Here is an 18712-nt window from a genome sequence, read left to right on the forward strand (position 1 = left end):
AGGTAGGGAGTAGATGTTGTAGCAGAACTGAACTGTGGCATGAAGGTTTAGGAATATTTTCCTTTCTTATGGCGACAGCCACAAAAGTGCATGACAGCGAAAATTTTACTTTTAGCAAAAATTCGCTGAATATTCCAGTGTTCGTTCCGTAGCTTGCACCACGCCTTCCACTTCTACTCCTTACACCGCTTTCCACGATGAACATCCGCAAACTGCTGGTCGCCAACCGGGGCGAAATTGCCATTCGCGTTATGCGCGCCGCTACCGAGTTGGGCATTACAACGGTTGCTGTTTACACTTACGAAGACCGGTACTCCCTGCACCGCTACAAAGCCGATGAAGCCTACCAGATTGGGCGCGATGATGAGCCGCTGAAGCCCTACCTCGACATCGAAGGGCTAATTCGCACGGCTAAGGAAAACGGCGTCGATGCCATTCACCCCGGCTATGGCTTCCTCTCGGAAAATGCTACCCTGGCCCGGCGCTGCCGCGAGGAAGGCATCATCTTCGTGGGGCCGCGGCCGGAAGTCATGGAAGCCCTCGGTGATAAGGTGGCGGCCAAGAAAGTGGCCGTGGAGTGCCAGGTGCCCATTATTGAAAGCAGCCAGCAAGACCTTACCGACTTTGAGGTGGCCCGCACGGAAGCCCACCGCATTGGCTACCCCGTGATGCTGAAGGCTGCGGCCGGCGGAGGGGGTAGGGGCATGCGCGTGATTCGGGATGATGAGCAGCTGGAAAAAGGCTTCTTCGAAGCCCGCAACGAAGCCCTAAAAGCCTTCGGCGACGATACAGTGTTTTTGGAGAAGTTTGTGGAGCAGCCCAAGCACATTGAGGTGCAGCTGGTGGCCGACAACTACGGGGGGCTCACCCATCTCTACGAGCGGGACTGCTCGGTGCAGCGGCGGTACCAGAAGGTAGTGGAGGTAGCGCCCTCGCTTAACCTGCCCGACCACATGCGCCACCTCCTGTATGAGTACGCCCTACGTCTGGGCCGGGCCGTGAATTACAACAACGTGGGCACCGTGGAATTTCTGGTGAACCCCGAGCACGACCGGATTTACTTTATCGAGGTGAACCCGCGCATTCAGGTGGAGCACACGGTAACGGAAATGATTACCGGCGTGGATTTGATTAAAACCCAACTCCACGTAGCCGATGGCCGCCGCCTCACCGACCCCGAAATTGGGCTGGGACCCGACGTAAAGCCGCCCAAAATAGGGGTAGCCATTCAGTGCCGCATTACTACCGAAGACCCCGAGCAGGACTTCAAGCCTGACTACGGCACCATCACGGCCTACCGCTCGGCCGGCGGCTTCGGGATTCGGCTGGACCAAGGCTCGGTGTACACGGGGGTGCGGATTTCACCGTTTTTTGATTCCCTGCTGGTGAAGGTGTCGACTCAGGCGCCTACCCTGGAAGGTGCCGCCACCAAGATGGCCCGTACGCTGGATGAGTTCCGGGTGCGCGGGGTGAGCACCAACATCCAGTTCCTGCAGAACATCATTGCCCACCCCGTGTTCATGGCCGGCGAGGCCAACGTGGACTTCATCAAGGACCACCCCGAGCTGTTCAAGTTCAAAACCCGCCAGGACCGCGCCACCAAAGTCCTTAACTTCCTCGGCAACGTCATCGTGAACGGCAACCCCGATGTGAAGGGCCACGTGGACCCCAAGCGCGAGCTGCGCAAGCCCCTGCTGCCGGAAGCCGACCTGACAACACCGCCGCCCCCCGGCACCAAGCAAAAGCTCACGGAACTCGGCCCCGACGGCTTTGCTCAGTGGTTGCGCCAGGACAAGCAGATTCACTACACCGACACCACCCTGCGCGACGCCCACCAGAGCCTGCTGGCTACCCGCATGCGTACCTACGACATGCTGAAAGTGGCCGACCGCTACGCCCGCCAGCATCCGCAAACCTTCTCCCTGGAGTGCTGGGGCGGTGCTACCTTCGACGTGGCCCTGCGCTTCCTGCACGAAGACCCCTGGGAGCGGCTGGCCAAGCTGCGCGCCGCCGTGCCCAATATCTTGCTCCAGATGCTGATTCGGGGGGCCAACGGCGTGGGCTACAAAGCCTACCCCGACAACCTCACCGAACGCTTCGTGCAGCAGGCCGCCGAAACCGGCATCGATGTGTTCCGCGTATTCGACTCCCTGAACTGGATGCCCGGTATGGAAGCCTGCATCGGCTTCGTGCGCAACAAGACGGACCGCCTGGCCGAAGCCGCCATCTGCTACACCGGCGACATTCTGGACCCCAAGCGCAACCAGAAGTACAACCTGGACTACTACCTGCGCTTGGCCAAGCAAATCGAGGACGCTGGCGCCCACATCCTCTGCATCAAGGACATGGCGGGCCTGCTGAAGCCCTACGCCGCTACCGAGCTGATTACCGCCCTGCGCGACACCATCAGCCTGCCCATTCACCTGCATACCCACGACACCAGCAGCTTGCAGGCTGCTACCTACCTGAAAGCCGTGGAAGCCGGTGTGGATGTGATTGACGTGGCCCTGGGCAGCCTCTCGGGCCTCACGTCCCAGCCCAATTTCAACTCCATCGTGGAAATGCTGCGGGGGCAGGAGAGCCACCGCGAGTTTGAGCAGGAGTCGCTCAACGAGTTCAGCAACTACTGGGACACGGTGCGCGAACAGTACTACCCCTTCGAATCGGGCCTGAAGGCGGGAACCTCGGAGGTGTTTCAGCACGAAATTCCGGGCGGGCAATACTCCAACCTGCGGCCCCAGGCGGCGGCCCTGGGCTTGCTGGATAAGTTCGAAACCATCAAGCACACGTTTGCTGATGTCAACCAGCTCTTCGGCGACATTGTGAAGGTGACGCCTTCTTCGAAGGTGGTCGGCGACATGGCCCTGTTCCTAGTCTCCAACAACCTGACCACGGCCGATGTGCTGGAAAAAGGCCCCACGCTGAACTTCCCCGAATCGGTGCGGGAACTGTTCCGCGGCGACATTGGGCAGCCCGAAGGTGGCTGGCCCCAAGAGGTGCAGAAGGCCATTCTGAAAGACGAGCAGCCCTTTACTGACCGGCCCAACGAGCACCTCGCACCAATCAACTTCGACCAGGAATGGCAGCGGTTCGAGGAGAAATTCGGGCAGCGCGGCAAGTTCACCGATGTGCTTTCCTGGCTCCTCTACCCCAAGGTGTTCGAGCAATACTGGCAGCACCAGCAGCAGTACGGCGACGTATCGGTGGTGCCTACCCCGGTGTTCTTCTACGGCCTGCAGCTGGGCGAGGAAACCATCATCAACATTGCCCGCGGCAAGAGCATTATTGTGGGGTTGCAGAGCGTGGGGCCGGTAAACGAAGACGGCTGCCGCACCCTGTTTTTTACCCTCAACGGCCAGGGCCGCAACCTGGAAATCCGCGACAGCTCGGTAGAGGTGAAGAAGGTGCAGAACCCGAAAATCGACAAGGCCAACCAGAAGCAGATCGGGGCTCCTTTGCAAGGCCTGCTCTCCAAGGTGCTGGTCGAGTCGGGGCAGGAGGTGCGCAAGAACTCGCCCTTGTTCATCATCGAAGCCATGAAGATGGAAACCACTATCACGGCCCAGGATGACACCACCGTGCAGGCCGTAAACCTCCCCGAAGGTACCCTGGTGAATGCCGACGATTTGGTGCTGACCCTGGGGTAGAGGGAGGTTACAGAAAATCAGTAGATTGGAGGAAAGAATTTATTCTCTTATTTCATCCATGTCCTTTCGCTTTTCTACAATATTGCTGGCGCTGGCATTGCCCATGGCCGCCGTTGAAACGGCATATGCCCAACAACCTCATATTGAGCAGGTAGGAGCTGCGGCTCAGGCTAACCTCAATGCCCTGGTCAATGGCTCGCCTACCGTGGTGCCGCGTGGCTCGTTGGAGCCCACCAAAGGCTCGCCGTATGCTGATAACCGCTGGCTTCCGGCCCGGCTGCGCATGACCAACAATGTGCCGCTGGCACCCGTGCCGCTGAAGTATGACGTGCTCAACCAGCGCCTGCTCATGCGCCCCATTAACCGCCCCAACGATTCGTTGCAGCTAAACGACCGTCTGCTGGCCGGTTTTGAACTAGAGGAGCCTGCCCTTACGGCCACGGGTACCCGCAAACGAGTATTTCGTCGCTTCAATGAAGCGCCCGTGCCAACGCAACGGGCTGAGTATGTAGAGGTGCTGCATGAAGGCAAATACGCGCTGCTGAAGCGCTACGCCAAGTCCTTGCGCAAAGCCGATTTCCAGGGTGCCTATAGCACCGACCGGCGCTACGATGAAATAGAGGACAAGCCCACGTACTATCTGCGCCGCCCCAATGGTTCCGTGGAGCCTGTAAAGCTGACGCTTAAGGCCTTGCAGGCGGCGGCTCCCGAACTAGCCAGCGCCCTGAAAGCTGCTCCCAAGTCTTCTTCGGCAAAAACCGATGCCGAGTGGGGAGCCGTTTTCGCGGCGGCTGATAAATAGCCTTTGGGTAAAAGCAAAGCCTTTGAGGGCTGCCGCAACTGCTGCGGCAGCCCTCAAAGGCTTTTTTATTGCTTCTGGGCTTGCAAAGTGGCCAGAGGGGTAGCCGTCGATTCTCCTTGTAGATACAGGGTGTCGGCGCTGATGCGGTAACGGCGGGAGTTACGAAGGGCCGAGAGGAAAGCCGTTTCGGTGGTTAAATCGGGGCAGGCCATTCTGGTTGAAAGCAGCGCCCCAAACTGCAGTTGGTCTGCGCCGGACAACGTGAAGCTACCGCGGAAACGATTACAGCCAGCCTGGCCCTCCGCCGAATCTTCCGTGGGGTTCAACTGCAGATAGATCTGCTTTTCTGGGGTTGCTGCAATAGGCTGGCCTTCAAGCTGAAGCAGATTCCAGTGCGTGCCGCGCAATGCAGCTATAGAAGTGCCGCTAGGGTTGGCCGTTGCGGCGGGGGTAGGCGAAGTGGGTGACATTTTGGATTGGCAGGAAGGCAGCAGCAGGCTGAAGCTACCAAGCAGGGCAATACATACAACTGAACTACGCATGAATATTTTAATGAGAAGCTGAAGAGTAGGTGGTGAAGGGGTAACGGTGGTTGAAGCAAAAATGGCTACTTTGGGCCATGAGAAATTTTCTTTTAATCTCCCTTTTATTCTATTGCGCCCACACCGCAATGGGGCAGAAGAAGCTGGCTTCTAATCAGAAAGCTAGCGTATCTGCTGCTACGGTAGAGCGCGTGGTGCGCGCCCTGGCTGCCGATGACATGCAGGGACGGGCCTCTGGTAAACCTGGTGGGCAAAAAGCGGCCCAATTTCTGGCCGCCGAGTTTCAGCGCATCGGGCTGCAGCCTCTGCCGGGGCTGAAAAGCTACGAGCAAAGCTTCCCTACCTATGAGGTGCGCACAGCGGCAGCTTTTGTTTCCATCAACGGCACCAACATCAGCCCCGATAAGATGCTGCTGGTATCGGGCCAGGAGCACCTGAACTGGACCGAGGCCGACGAGCCCGCGCCGCGCATTGTAACCGTAGGGGCCGATGGCAACCTGCTGCGCGAAGCGCGCCCGTTGCTGGAGCCCCGCGAGAATACCATCGTTTTTGTTGACCCTGCCCAGGCTACTGCCTTCACGCGCCTTGCCGGCTACCTGCAGCGCGGCGGCCTGCGCCCCGACAAACCCGCTCCATTTACCACCCTGTTTGTGCTGGGCGCTACCCCGCCTTCGCCCCTGAAGTTCCGGGTGGCGGCCACTACTACCATCCGAACAGTGGAGCTACGCAACATTGTGGGCATGCTGCCAGGTAAAAACAATGCCCGCGCTGCCGAGCAGGTAGTCTTCAGCGGCCACTACGACCACATCGGGATTCTGCCTGCCGTGCAGGGCGACTCTATCGCCAATGGCGCCGACGACGACGCCAGCGGCACTTCGGCTGTGGTAGCCCTTGCCGAGTACTTCAAAAAGAAAAACGACAATGCCCGTTCCCTTGTTTTCGTGGCTTTTGTGGCCGAGGAAATTGGGGGCTTTGGGGCACGCTATTTTTCCCGGCAGCTTGATCCTAAGCAGGTAGTGGCCATGTTCAATATTGAAATGATTGGCAAGGAAGCGAAGTTCGGCCCCAACTCAGCCTTTATCACGGGCTTTGATAAGTCGGACTTCGGCAAGCTACTGCAGGAGGGGGCCAAGGGCACTACCTTCCGCTTCGAGCCCGACCCGTACCCCGAGCAAAACCTGTTTTACCGTTCTGACAATGCCACCTTGGCCCGCCTAGGCGTGCCCGCCCACACCATCAGCACCGACCAGATTCCGGACGACAAGCGCTACCACAGCGTGGACGATGAAGTGGAAAGCCTGGACCTGGTAAACATGACCAACGTTATTTCGGCTATCGGCCGCAGCGCTGCCGGCATCATCAGCGGCCAGCAAACTCCTTCGCGCATCGCCCCAGAATCGGTAAAGCAATAGATGAGCGAGTGAGGTAGTGGGGCGAGATAGGAGCCGCCTTCCTTGGTTACCTGCGCCCTACCCCCAGAAATAAAGCAAGCCCTTACCTCCAACATAGAGGTAAGGGCTTGCCTGTTTTACGGCTTTAGGAAGAGAGCAAAAAAAGTGGCGCCAAGCAATTCTGCTAAGGCGTTTTTCCTCATTTACTAACTTATTTCCCCAAGCGCATGCTCAGGCCGGCGCCTACGTTGAAGCCGCCCGCGGCCGGCGTCAGGCCGTGGGCCGCCGTGACATCCAGGCGCAGACCGGGGGTAGGGCGGAAGAACAGGCCCGAGGTGAGGCCCGGCCGCCAACCCTGTTGCCGCTGCCAGGTGGCGTAGGTTTCCGCGAAAAAGCCTATGTGGTTATTAGCCGAAATCGGGCCGTTGAGGGCCAGGGTCGTCAGGTACTGGCCCTGCTTGGTGCCTTCGGCTTTGAAACCCTGCTGCCGGAAGCCCAGATTGCCTTCCAGCCCAAACCGCCGCCCCAACTGCTGCGACACCAACAGGCGAGCGCCGGGCTCAAATTGCTTGTTTTGAAACGAAGCGTCGCCGTTGCGCAGGTTCATATCGAAGAGCACGACTACCTGGGAGCGGGCATTCTGCACCGTGGAAGCCAGAAACTTAGCACCTAAGTTCAGCGGAGCAAAGCCGACTGGTCCGGCAAATGGAGTAGGGGCACCCTCTACAGTGAGGGGGCGCGTAGTGGGCGTAAGCAGATAATTCTGGGTGGCGCGCAGCTCAATGTGGTTGAAAAAACCTACCCGCAAGGTGCTACCCCATGCCGTGCGCCCGGCGTAGCCCACGCTGCTACCCCCATCGTAGCGGGTAAGGCCAGTTTCGAGCTGGAACTGGCCCGGGTAGAGCATGTTGGTGGTGATGGTTTGACCCGGCCGGTCGGGGCGGATGAGGCGCACAAACGGCGACTCCTCATTGCCGAGGTTGGGGTCAGTGGTTTGGGCCAGGGTGCAGGCCGGGCCGGCAAGCAGCAGCGTGCCAGCGGTCAGCAGAGTGGTCATTCGCATGCTTACTCCGACGCCAGCCACGCCAGAATAGTTCGATTTTACAAAGATGATGTAACTCTGTTGGGTTATTTACGTGATAACCCGCTACCCTGAAAACAGCCTCGTAGAAGCACTATTCTGAGAAAAGTGGTCAATAAAAAGGCCGGAATATTGTTCCGGCCTTTTTGAAAAAATCAAGAAAAATCAGGGGCTTACTGCGCCTGCTTAATAGCCTGCATGGCGGCCTGCACTTTGGCTTTCTGGTCGGCGGGTTTGTTTTGCTGCACCTTGTCCAGCATGGCCAGGATGGGCTCATCTACCCCGTACTTTTTGTACTGCACGGCTAGCTTCTGCAGGCGGTCTACGCCTTCGTTCAGCACGGTAGCGTCGTTCAGGCGCGACATGAAGCCTACCAGGCTTTCCAACATCTGAAACTTGCCCTGGGGGCCAGCTGCATCAAACTGGTCGCGGACGTAGGCCCAGGTGCTGGCGTCGCCGTGCTCAGCGTACACGGCTGCTACGGCAGCAGCAACGGTACCATTTGCATCTTTCTGGAGCGCCTGCGCTTTCGCCAGAGCCTGCTTAGGCTGAACAGAAGCCAGGCCCTGCAGTGCCGCGCCCTGCACCGCGTACGACTGGCTGTTGAGCGCCTGCGTGAAGGCTTTCGTATCCTTTTTGTCGCCTAGCTCGCCCAGGGCCAGCAGCATAGCCGCTTGGTTGTTGGTGTTCTTTTCCTGGGCCAGTTGCTTGCGGATGGCGGGCGCGGCTGCTTTCTGCACAGCTTTTTCATCCAGCTTCAGACCCGAGAGGGCCGAGAGGCGCAGGCCAGCGTACTTGTCGCTGAGGGCGGAGAGCAGGAGCTGACGGGCGGCGGCATCGGTGGGGGGTAGCTGGGCAGCGGCCGCTACGGCCTCGCGGCGGTCTACGAAACGGGGCGCGTTCTTGTACTGGTAGGCGTATTCGGCGAAGGGCTTGTTATCGGTTTTCTGCCACAGCAGCACCTTATCGGCATCCACGTTCACCAAATTGGGCTTGCTGGCGGCCGGGAAGCGGAACGTTTGAGTGGCCTGGCGCATCACTACCTGGTGGCGCTGGGCCTTGCCGTTCACGTACACATCTACGGCCATGGGCAGCTGAAACACCTGGCCGGGTTGGGTTTGCTTGATGGTAACCGCTTGTTCCTTGCGGCCGGCATCGTAGGCGTAGTCGATGGTAACTACCGGGTGGCCGGAGTTGAAGTACCACTGATTGAAAAACCAGTTCAGATCCTGGCCCGACACAGCTTCCAGGGCCAGGCGCAGCTGATGCGCTTCGCCGTTGCCGAACTTGTTGTCGGTGAGGTACTTTTTCAGGCCGGCGAAGAACACGTCGTCGGTGAGGTAGTTGCGCAGCATGTTCAGGATCTGGCCGCCCTTCTGGTAGCTCACCAAGTCAAACATGTCCTCCTTGTCGGCGTAGTGGAAGCGCACGAGGTGCTTCTGGGCATCGGCGGGGCTGCGCAGGTAGTTGCGCATGTTCATATAGGCGTGGGCGTCGCCGGCGTCCTGGCCGTACTTGTACTCAGCCCACAGCGCTTCGCTGAAGTCGGCAAACGACTCGTTCACGGTCAGGTTGCTCCAGCTTTCGGCCGTTACCAGGTCGCCGAACCACTGGTGGAACAGCTCGTGGGCAATAACCGACTCGCCGTTGGCGTACTCCGCATCCAGCAATCCGCGGGCGTCTTTCTGTAGGAATTCGCCGTGCAAGGTGGCTGAGGTGTTTTCCATGGCGCCGCTCACGTAGTCGCGCACCACTACCTGAGCGTACTTATTCCAGGCGTAGTCTACGCCCAGGCGCTGGGAGAAAAACTCCAGCATTTCGGGCGTGTTGCCGAAAATCTGCTTGGCGAAGGGCGCGTACTTGGGTTCGAGGTAGTAGCTTACTTCCTTGCCCCGCCAAGTGTCTTTGGTAATCTTGAAGTCGCCCACGGCCATCATGAACAGGTAGGGCGAGTGGGGCAGCTCCTGCTTCCAGGTGTCGGTGCGGGTGCCGTCGGGGTTGTTTTTCTGGCTAGTCAGGGCGCCGTTGCTGAGCGTAACGTAGCGGGCCGGCACCGTCATGCTGATTTCGGCCGTCGTTTTCTGGTTGGGCTTGTCGATGGTAGGAAACCACGCCGAGGAGGCTTCCGTCTCGCCCTGGGTCCAGATCTGGCGGGGCTTGCCGGCTTCGGTGCTGTCGGGGTTGATGAAGTACAGACCCTTGGCGTCGGTAATGGCCTCGCTGCCTTTGGTTTTCAGCTCGTCGGGCTTGGCCACATACTCAATGTATACGGTGTACTGCTGGCCCGGCGTGTAGAGCTTATCCAGGTGCACCAGCATTTGCTCCTGGTTGTAATCAAACTTCAGCGTTTTGGTGTCGGTGCCGTTCACCATGGTCACCGATTTGATGTCCATGCCCTTCGCATCGAGGCGTAGGGAGTCCGTAGCGTAGGCTACGGGCTGCAAGGTCACCCATTCGCGGCCCAACAGTTGGCGCTTGGCGTAGTCGAAGCGCACATCTAGCTTGGTGTGCACCAGGGCGTTGACTTTGCGGACAGTTTCGCGGTAGGGGAGGGTAGCGGCGGAGTCGGGCCGGGCCGTGGGCGACTGGGCCAGGGCAGGAAGGGCGCCCAGCAGGCCGAGGCTCAGCAGGAAAGCTTTCGTCATGAAATAAGAAGCAAGGATTGGGCTGCTAGTTGCAAACTTTTCAGCACAGATGCGCCGGAAATCGGCTTAGTTGCACGCCGGCAAAGCTTGTCAGATGCTTTAGACGAAAAAGACTCCTACCCCCCTAAACAAACAAAAGCCGGCCAAAAGCCGACTCTTGTTTATCCACTAAACCAATTACCCCTTAATGCACCAGCACTGCTGGCTGGTGCCGCTCGGGGTGGAGCGTAAGGTCGTCGGCGTACCGAGAATGCTCGGCGCGGTAGGCTTTCTCGAAGATGAGCGGGAAGATGAACAGGGTCAGCATGGTGCCGGTAATCAGGCCGCCAATGACCACAATAGCCAAGGGCTTGGAGGTTTCGGAGCCAATGCCGGTGCTCAGGGCCGCGGGCAGCAGCCCGATGGTTGCCATCAGGGCCGTCATCACTACGGGGCGGACGCGGCTGGTGACACCCTCGTGGATGCTCCGGTCGAGGCTGAGCTTGCGGGCCATGTTCTGCTTGAACACCGAAATTAGAATTACCCCGTTCTGAATACAGATGCCAAACAAGGCAATAAACCCAATACCGGCCGAGATGCTGAAGTTGGTGTGCGTGAGCAGCAGGGCCGCTATGCCGCCAATAATGGCAAACGGCACGTTCAGCAGCACCAGCCCCGCATCTTTCAGGTTGCCGAACAATATGAACAGGATAAAGAAAATCAGGGCCAGGGATACGGGCACTACCTGGGCCAGGCGCTCCGTAGCGCGGCGCTGGTTTTCAAAGTCGCCGGTCCATTTCATGCTGTAGCCTTTGGGTAGGCTAACCACTTGTTCCACCTTTTTCTGGGCTTCTTCGATGGTGCTACCCATGTCGCGGCCCCGGATGCTAAACTTCACGGCGGCAAAGCGCTGGTTGTCGTCGCGGTAGATAAGGCTGGGGCCGTTTACGGTGCCGATGGTAGCAATTTCGGAGAGCGGAATGGTTTTGCCGCTTTGGGTAGGTACCATTAGGGCTGCAATGCGCTCCGGGGTTTGGCGGAACTGCTCCTGGTAGCGCACCCGAATGGGGAATTTCCGCTCGCCTTCGTACATCTGGGAGGCCTGCTTGCCACCCACAGCCATTTCCAGCACCGCGTTAGCGTCGGCTTTGCTTACGCCGTAGCTGGCCATGCGCTGCTCATCCAGCTCTACATGCAGCTCCGGCTGGCCAATGTTGCGCAGCACGCCCAGGTCGTCGATGCCTTTGATGTTCCGTAGCACCCCGTACACCTGCCGGGCCTTTTCTTCCATCAGCTTCAGGTCAGTCCCGTAGATTTTCACCGCAATGGAGCCTTTCACGCCCGAGGCGGCTTCCTCCACGTTATCGGTGATGGGCTGGGAGAAGTTGAAATTTACGCCGGGGAAGCGGGCCAGCTTTTCCTTCATATGCTCAATCAGGGCCGTGCGCTTCTCTTTGTGCTTCATTTCGGCCTGCACCTCGGGCGTGTGCTTGAGCTGCACCAGAAACTCGTTGTTATAGAAGCCGGTGGGGTCGGTGCCGTCGTTGGGGCGGCCGGTCTGGCTTACTACGTCGCCTACCTGCGGAAACGACAGGAACACCCGGCGCATCTCGTTGCAGAGCTTGTTGCTTTCATCCAGGGAAATGCTTAGCGGCAGCTGGGCCCGCACGTAAATGGAGCCTTCGTTCAGCTCGGGCAGGAACTCGGAGCCCAGGAAGTGGAAGCAGCCCAGCCCCAGCACTACCGTGACGGTAGCAAACAGCAGGCTGGCCGTTTTGCGGGCGTAGGTAAAGGAAAAGAACCGCTCGGAGCCCCGATTGATGCCGCGCACAAAGAAGTTATCCTTCTCCACCACGTTCTTCTTCAGCAGAATGCTCGTGAGCACCGGTACCAGCGTAAGCGTGAAGATGAGCGCCCCCAGCAAGGCAAAACCCAGCGTCCAAGCCAGGGGCGAGAACACCTTGCCCTCTACCTTTTCAAAGGAGAAGATGGGTAGCAGGGCCGTGATGATGATGGCTTTGGAGAAGAAGATGGCCTTGCCCATTTCGCGGCCGGTTTTCTTGATCAGGCCCAGCTTGGCGAGCTTGTTGAACTTCTCCATGCCCAGGCGGTGGGCCTTGTGGTCGAGGGCCACGAACAGCCCTTCCACCATCACCACGGCCCCGTCGATGATGATGCCGAAGTCGATGGCGCCCATGCTGAGCAGGTTGGCCGACATGCCCTTGAGGCGCAGACAGATGAAGGCAAAGAGCAAGGCCAGCGGAATAATCACCGACACAATAACCGTGGTGCGCCAGTCGGCCATGAACACGAACACGATAACCGTCACCAGGATTATGCCTTCCAGCAGGTTGTGAATGACGGTTTCGGTGGAGAAGTCGATAAGCTGCTGCCGGTCGTAGAAGCTCTGAATTTTCACATCAGAAGGCAGAATCTTGTCGTTGAGCAGAGCCACTTTCTCCTGGAGGCGGGCAATAACTTCCGAGGGGTTTTCGCCCTTGCGCATCACCACAATGCCTTCCAGCACGTCGTCGTTCAGGCCCCGCCCTACCTTGCCCAGGCGCGGCAATGCCGACTCATGCACCAAGGCCACATCCTTCACCAGAATGGGGGCGCCGTTCACGTTCTTGATGACCGTGTTGTTGATGTCGCCGATGTTGTTGAGCAGGCCGATGCCGCGCACCACATAGTTCTGCTGACCCGCGTTTATCACGTCGCCGCCCACGTTGATGTTGCTGCGCTGAATGGCATTGTACAGGTCCAGGGGGGTAAGGCTCAGGGCCTGGAGCTTGCCAGGGTTTACCGATATTTCGTAGTCCTTCACCTCGCCCCCGAAGCTATTTACGTCGGCCACGCCGGGCACTGCTTTCAGGTTGCGCTCCACCACCCAATCCTGCAGGGTTTTCAGCTCGCGGGTGGTTTTGTTCTTGCTTTTGAGGGTATAGCGGAAAATCTCGCCGGTGGGGCCGTAGGGCGGCTGCACATCGGGGTCGGCACCCTCGGGCAGGTCGGCCTGGTCAAGCAAATTGTTGACCTGTACGCGGGCAAAAGCATCGTCCACGCCGTCATCGAAAATTACCTTCACTACCGACAGCCCGAAAAGGGTAGTGCTCCGGATGCTGGTTTTCTTCTGAACCGGGTTCAGGGCAATTTCAATGGGAGCCGTCACGAACTTCTCAATCTCCTCGGCCGAGCGGCCGGGCCACTGCGTGATGATGGTGATTTCGGTGTTCGTGACGTCGGGAAAGGCTTCGATGGGCGTGTTCCGGTAGCTCATGACCCCGGCCACAATCACGACCAACGTCATCAGGAACACAAAGCCCCGGTTCTTGAGCGAAAAGGCAATAATGCCCTGGATGAATTTATTCATGGCTTTGGAAAAGCTGGGAAGCAGTAGCTAGAAGCTGGATTTTGACAAGGAGAGCTAGCGCTGGCGCTAATCGTTCAGCTCGTCGTACACCAGCAGTTGGTTTCGGGAGATGATACGCTCCCCGTCGCGCAGGCCCGAGGCCACGTAGCTCACGTCGCCGACGGTTTTGGCCACCTGCACCTCGCGGGTTTCAATGTGCTGGCGGTCCTTGAAAATCATTACAAAGTGCCGGTCTTTGGCAAACACCACGCTTTTGGCGGGTACGGCCAGCATCTTTTGGTCTTCAGTGTTCCTGATTTTGATTTGGGCGTACATCTCGGGCTTTAGCTGGTAACCCGGATTAGGCAGGCGCACCCTTACTTTCATCACCCGGCTTTCGGGGTCGAGCACGTTGAAGATCTTGTCGATGCGGCCTTGGAAGTGCTTGTCGGGGTAGGAGAGGGTCGTTACGTCGGCGGCGTAGCCTTCCTTTACTTTGCTGATATCCGACTCGAACACGTTGGCCATAATCCACACATCTTCGAGGTTTGACACGGTGAACAGGTTGCCCACATTATCGGCATTGAACTGCATGTGGTCGGTCACGTTTTTTTCCGTGATAAAGCCCGAAATAGGAGCGCGCAACGTGTAGGTGCCATCAGCCGATACGCCGTACACGTTCATCTGCTTGCGGGTTTTGCCCACGTTGCCGGCGGCTTTTTGCAGCTCCTTGCGGGCCAAGGTTACATCGCGCTCTGAGGCCAGCCCCGCGGCGTATTGTTCTTCCAGCACCTGCAGGTTCTTGCGAGCAATATCAAGGTCGGTGCCAGCGGTACTGTTCTGGTTTTGCAGGTCGGCAATTTCCCCGCTTCGTATCACGGCCAGCACTTGGCCTTTGGTAACGTGGTCACCAAGCTCTACCGTGAGCTGTTCCACCACGCCGCCCACCAGCGGGTACACCTTCACGGTTTTGTCGCCGTTGGTGGCAATCTGGCCCGAAAGAGTCAGCTCGTTGCGCACGGGCTCATTGCGTACCGTGTCAATTTTCAGCTCCCGCAGCATCTGATCGGAAAGCGAAAAGCTGGCTTTGGCTTGCTGGGGTTCAGCGGCATCTTCTGATTTCGAGCAGCCCAGCAGGGTTGCGCTCAGGGCCAGGGGTAGGAAAGCGGCAATGCGGTTCATATTGGTTGAGTGCGTAAAGGCTTGCGGAGGCCCAGGCAGCAGGCCAAGGCTAGCGTATTAGGTAAGGCAGGGGGCTTTGGGGTGCGGCAGGCTTCAGCCCGGCAGCAGGGGTAGCAGATGACCTATTCGGCGTTGAACACCGGGCGGCCTACAGCGTAATTGAGCTGCTCAAAGGCGCGCAAGCGGCTGGCCCGAAGGCTGTTGAGCTGCACGAGGTTGTTTTTGTAGCTCTCGTAGAAATCCAGGAACTCCACTACCGTGAGGTTGCGCTTGGCGTAGCTTTCATCAATGCCTTGCATCAGGCGGTCGAAGTCGGAGGTGCCGTGGTCGGTGCTTTGGTAAAGCGCATCCGTCTGGCCAGCCAGGCGCCAGGCTTCCTGCACGTCGTTTTGCACCTGTAGCCGCTGCTGGCCCAGTAGTGCCTTGCTGACTTCCACCTGGTTCTGGGCCGTGCGAATGTTGCCTTGGTTGCGGTTGAAAATGGGCACGGCAATGCCCAGCGTGACGGCGTTATAGTTCTGGATGTAGTTGCCGGCGCGGTCGTAGGTGTAGCCCACGGCCAGGTCGGGGGTAGCTAGGGTCCGCTGCAGCCGCAGGTTCTGGGCTTGTGCCTGCACGGCGGCCTGGCGGGCCTTCAGGTCGGCGCGGTTGGTCTGGGCTGAGTCAACCAGCTGCTGCTCGGTGCGGCCACTCAGGTTTAGGGCGCGGAGTCGGTTAGGGTCGGCGGTGGGCAGGTAGTAGGTGCCGGTGGTGTCGCGCATCAGCGTGCGCAAATCGGTTTGCTCAGCGGCAATGTCGCTGAGCAGGGCCTGGCGCTCGTTGCGCAACTGAAACAGAAACGCCTTCAGCCGGACTACTTCCTTTAATGCAATATTGCCGCGCTGGTACTGGCCCTGGTATAAGTTTACGGTGCGCTGAAAGCTGGCTACTTCCATATCGTACACGCCCACGCTCTGCTGCTTGAAGTAGAGGTCGTAGAACGTGGTGCGCAGCTGAAAGCGCAGGGTGCGCAGCATGTCCTCGAAGGTAAACTGCTCTACCAGCGCATTCTGCCGGGCCGCGTTGGTAGCCGCTTTGCGGCGACCAGCCAGGGCAAACAGCTGCTCTACCTGCACAATGGAGTTGCCGGTTTTTGTCACATCCAGCACCTTGCGTGTGTACTGGTTATAGGCGTTCTGCTCCAGCGAAATGGTAGGGTTGTCCCAGAGGCGGGCCTGGGTAATCTGGGCTTCCGCTGCCGATACGTTGTAGCGCTGAGCCAGCAAGCTTAGGTTGTTACTGACGAAGCGCTGTTCGGCTTCCGAAAGCGTTAGGCGTACCGTATCGGCGCCAAGCGGGGCGGCCGAAGTGGTATGAGCGGAAAAGCTGAGCAGCCAGGCGGCCAGCAGCAGGAAAAAAGGACGTTGCATATCCGGTGAGGGGTAAGGATATGCAAGAGTACGCCCCCCATATTAGGCCTGAATTAGAGGTAGATTAGAAACGGATTAGAGCAGAAATATTTCTCTAAAAAAGCCCGTTGCGGCCCCGAGCGTCCTCTGTCTGTGGTCCGGCTGGGTCGCGAGTTTGGGCCAGATGCCGCCGGTAGTTGCAGTTCGCGCACAGAGGTAGTCATAGCCAGGTACATCCAGTGGCAAGTAGTAGGGGTAGGGCAGGGCATGGTAGAGTAAGTTGCTGCGAGCGTTTGCCAAATGGCTTCTGCCGCCCGACAATGAACCTGCCGATACTGCAAGTAGGCAGGGTATTCTGCAAGCCTACGTCCTTGCTATTAGAGCCCGGTTAGAGCCCCATTAGAAACGCATTAGAAAGATGAGTTTCTTACCAATACATCATACATAGCCTTTGCTACGGCTCATAAATCCACCGAGAAGTCCCGGTACCACTTCTGCCTACCCCTGCTTACTGCTTGAACCCCTAAGGGGGTACGGGTACTTATTTATAAGATAACCTTGGCCAAGGTGCCTTGCCCCAACTGAGAGGAAATGTGTAGCTGACCGCCGTGCAGCTGAATAATTTTGCGGGCCAGCGGCAGCCCAACGCCGTGACCTACCACGTCGCGGGCATTATCGGCGCGGAAGAAAGGCTGAAAAATATGGGGTAGCGCTTTGTCGCTGATGCCAATGCCATGGTCTTGCACCTGTATGAGGCGGCGGCCTTCATCATAATCCAGGCGTACTTCTACAGGTTGCTCGGGGGCAGAGTATTTCAAGGCGTTATCCAGCAGATTGGTCAGGGCCCGGCTGAGTAGCTGGCGGTTACCCCTGATTTCCAACTGCTCCGCCTCCTCGGGTAGGTTGCCCAACGTAATGTGCAGGCGGGGCCGCTGGGCGGGCGCAACAGCTTCGCGGGCCTCCCACAGCAACTCATCCAGCCGAACGTCGTCGGTAGCGCCGGGGTTGGTTTGGGTTAGCTCCAGGAGGTTATTGATCAGGAGCTTGAGCTGTTGCAGCTCGTGCAGCACCGAGGCTACCCCCTCGCGGTAGGCCGCCGGGTCCCGCTCCCGGTTCAGCAGCACCTGCAGCTCGCCGATGGTGGCCGTGAGGGGCGTGCGTAGCTCATGGGAGGCATGGCTGACGAAGGTGCGCTGGGTTTCGAAGCCATCTTCCAGGCGCTCCAGCATGCGGTTGAAGGTGCGGGCTAGGCGGGTTATTTCGTCCTGCTCGTGGCTGATGCCTTCGTTTACGCGCAGGTGCAGGTCCTGAGCCGTAATGCGGTCCACCTGGTCGTTCACGGCGGCAATGGGCGCCAGGGCTTTGCCAGCAAATACGCGCCCTGCCACATAAATCAGCACCAAGCTTCCCACAAAAATGCAGACCAGAATCAGGCCCAGATATTCCAGGCGGGCTGCCCCTGAGCGATTTTGAGCGGCCGCCACAATAATGAACTTGCCCTGGTTGTCGCTGTAGAAAATACCTACGGCCTGGCGCGACCCAATCTCGAAGTACACCTCCTTTTCCAGTAGAATCCGGGCCAGAATGCGGTCCGAAATTCGCACCCGCACGTCCTGCTCAATAAAGCGGGGCTGCAGGTTGCTGTCATAAATCTGCAGTACTTCCTCCGTGAGGGTACGCATATAGCGGCGCTGGAAGTCGCGGAACGCTTCGGCCCGCAGCTCGTCCTGCTCCAGAAATACGTAGCCTGTCACCTCGGCCCGGTCGCGTAGGCGCTGCCGGAATTCCTCGTGGGTGTAGTCGGTCTGCAGAATGTACACCGTCGTCATGGCCGCGAGCAAAATCACGGCCACCAGCCCCAGAAAAAGCCACGTCAGACGGTTGCGGATGGTCATGTATAATGAAGTGGTGAGTGAAATAATAAAAGGCTTTTAGGCGAAGTAGAGTATCCGGCTCACAACTTCACCTTCCACAAGTTCACTCTTGCACCCGTAGCACGTAGCCCATCCCGACTACGGTATGAATCAGTTTCTGCGGGAAGGCCTTGTCCACCTTGTTGCGCAGGTAGTTGATGTACACGTCTACCACGTTGGAGCCAGCATCAAAGGAGTCTTCCCATACATCAGCGGCCAGCTCGGCGCGGCTAAGTACCCGGCCTGGGTGGCGCATCAGCAGCTCCAGCAGGCCAAACTCCCGGGCCGTAAGCTTCACAGGCTGACCAGCGCGGGTTACGGTTTTGGCGGCGGTATCCAGGGTTAGGTCTTCGAACGAAAGCACGGCCCCTTTGGTCTGTTGGCCCCGGCGGCGGGTGAGGGCGCGCACCCGAGCCACCAGCTCCGGAAAATCGAAGGGCTTAACTAGGTAGTCATCGGCCCCGCTGCCAAAGCCCAGAAGCTTATCTTGGGTGGTGCCAAGGGCTGTGAGCATGAGCACCGGCGTTTCCTGGTCCTGAGCCCGAAGGGCTTCCAGTACTTCCAGGCCGCTGAAGTAGGGTAGAATAACGTCCAGAATAATCAGGTCGTAGGCGTGAGCCAGGGCGAGTTGTCGGCCAAAGCGCCCATCGTAGGCTACTTCTACCTCAAAGCCTTCTTCCTCCAGCCCACGCCGAATAAATGCGGACACCTTCGGCTCATCTTCTACCAGCAATATTTTCATAACCGAAAGTGACGCAAGAGTAAGCAGTGCGAGGCGGGTGATTAATTACTT

11 protein-coding genes are annotated in these 18712 nt (G+C 58.5%); 3 read left to right on the plus strand and 8 right to left on the minus strand.

Annotated elements, in window-relative coordinates; genetic code table 11:
- The first annotated feature begins 197 nt into the window (after positions 1-197).
- Entirely contained in the window at positions 198-3647 is a 3450-nt protein-coding gene (locus tag DNI29_RS07235; RefSeq protein WP_110977430.1) for a pyruvate carboxylase, read from the plus strand.
- Between the two features lie 58 nt (positions 3648-3705).
- Positions 3706-4449, plus strand: coding sequence for a hypothetical protein (locus tag DNI29_RS07240; protein ID WP_123823109.1), 744 nt, complete (start codon positions 3706-3708; stop codon positions 4447-4449).
- 65 nt (positions 4450-4514) lie between these two features.
- Here the strand turns inward: DNI29_RS07240 and DNI29_RS07245 are convergent, their stop codons facing one another.
- The gene (locus tag DNI29_RS07245; protein WP_162303539.1) at positions 4515-4919 is read right to left on the minus strand and encodes an META domain-containing protein; all 405 of its coding nucleotides are present in this window, start codon (positions 4917-4919) and stop codon (positions 4515-4517) included.
- A gap of 200 nt (positions 4920-5119) precedes the next feature.
- Between DNI29_RS07245 and DNI29_RS07250 the strand changes: the two genes are divergently transcribed.
- The gene (locus DNI29_RS07250; RefSeq protein WP_162303540.1) at positions 5120-6403 is read left to right on the plus strand and encodes a M20/M25/M40 family metallo-hydrolase; all 1284 of its coding nucleotides are present in this window, start codon (positions 5120-5122) and stop codon (positions 6401-6403) included.
- Positions 6404-6593: 190 nt separating this feature from the next.
- Here DNI29_RS07250 and DNI29_RS07255 read toward each other — a convergent pair whose 3' ends face one another.
- The 7 genes from DNI29_RS07255 to DNI29_RS07285 form a co-directional block, all read right to left on the minus strand.
- A complete protein-coding gene (locus DNI29_RS07255; RefSeq protein ID WP_162303541.1) occupies positions 6594-7439 on the minus strand; it encodes a transporter in 846 nt (281 codons plus the stop codon).
- Positions 7440-7636: 197 nt separating this feature from the next.
- Positions 7637-10108: a M1 family aminopeptidase gene (locus tag DNI29_RS07260; RefSeq protein ID WP_110977435.1), complete on the minus strand. Its 2472-nt coding sequence runs from the start codon at positions 10106-10108 to the stop codon at positions 7637-7639.
- A gap of 184 nt (positions 10109-10292) precedes the next feature.
- Entirely contained in the window at positions 10293-13457 is a 3165-nt protein-coding gene (locus tag DNI29_RS07265; protein ID WP_110977436.1) for an efflux RND transporter permease subunit, read from the minus strand.
- A 66-nt stretch (positions 13458-13523) separates the two neighbouring features.
- A complete protein-coding gene (locus tag DNI29_RS07270) occupies positions 13524-14618 on the minus strand; it encodes an efflux RND transporter periplasmic adaptor subunit (protein ID WP_110977437.1) in 1095 nt (364 codons plus the stop codon).
- A gap of 122 nt (positions 14619-14740) precedes the next feature.
- A complete protein-coding gene (locus DNI29_RS07275) occupies positions 14741-16027 on the minus strand; it encodes a TolC family protein (RefSeq protein ID WP_110977438.1) in 1287 nt (428 codons plus the stop codon).
- Between the two features lie 524 nt (positions 16028-16551).
- Positions 16552-17901 carry a HAMP domain-containing sensor histidine kinase gene (locus tag DNI29_RS07280; protein ID WP_110977439.1) on the minus strand — a complete coding sequence of 450 codons (1350 nt, stop codon included), beginning with the start codon at positions 17899-17901 and terminating at the stop codon, positions 16552-16554.
- A gap of 82 nt (positions 17902-17983) precedes the next feature.
- Positions 17984-18661, minus strand: coding sequence for a response regulator (locus DNI29_RS07285; protein WP_110977440.1), 678 nt, complete (start codon positions 18659-18661; stop codon positions 17984-17986).
- Positions 18662-18712 lie beyond the last annotated feature (51 nt).

The sequence above is a fragment of the Hymenobacter sediminis genome (assembly GCF_003231285.1).
GTDB lineage: Bacteria > Bacteroidota > Bacteroidia > Cytophagales > Hymenobacteraceae > Hymenobacter > Hymenobacter sediminis.

Bases quoted from the DNA above. Each gene is read 5' to 3' on its own strand.
- DNI29_RS07255 (WP_162303541.1), bottom strand. From the start codon at position 7,439: ATGACCACTCTGCTGACCGCTGGCACGCTGCTGCTTGCCGGCCCGGCC.
- DNI29_RS07280 (WP_110977439.1), bottom strand. From the start codon at position 17,901: ATGACCATCCGCAACCGTCTGACGTGGCTTTTTCTGGGGCTGGTGGCC.
- DNI29_RS07235 (WP_110977430.1), top strand. From the start codon at position 198: ATGAACATCCGCAAACTGCTGGTCGCCAACCGGGGCGAAATTGCCATT.
- DNI29_RS07285 (WP_110977440.1), bottom strand. From the start codon at position 18,661: ATGAAAATATTGCTGGTAGAAGATGAGCCGAAGGTGTCCGCATTTATT.
- DNI29_RS07260 (WP_110977435.1), bottom strand. From the start codon at position 10,108: ATGACGAAAGCTTTCCTGCTGAGCCTCGGCCTGCTGGGCGCCCTTCCT.
- DNI29_RS07250 (WP_162303540.1), top strand. From the start codon at position 5,120: ATGGGGCAGAAGAAGCTGGCTTCTAATCAGAAAGCTAGCGTATCTGCT.
- DNI29_RS07275 (WP_110977438.1), bottom strand. From the start codon at position 16,027: ATGCAACGTCCTTTTTTCCTGCTGCTGGCCGCCTGGCTGCTCAGCTTT.
- DNI29_RS07245 (WP_162303539.1), bottom strand. From the start codon at position 4,919: ATGTCACCCACTTCGCCTACCCCCGCCGCAACGGCCAACCCTAGCGGC.
- DNI29_RS07240 (WP_123823109.1), top strand. From the start codon at position 3,706: ATGTCCTTTCGCTTTTCTACAATATTGCTGGCGCTGGCATTGCCCATG.
- DNI29_RS07270 (WP_110977437.1), bottom strand. From the start codon at position 14,618: ATGAACCGCATTGCCGCTTTCCTACCCCTGGCCCTGAGCGCAACCCTG.
- DNI29_RS07265 (WP_110977436.1), bottom strand. From the start codon at position 13,457: ATGAATAAATTCATCCAGGGCATTATTGCCTTTTCGCTCAAGAACCGG.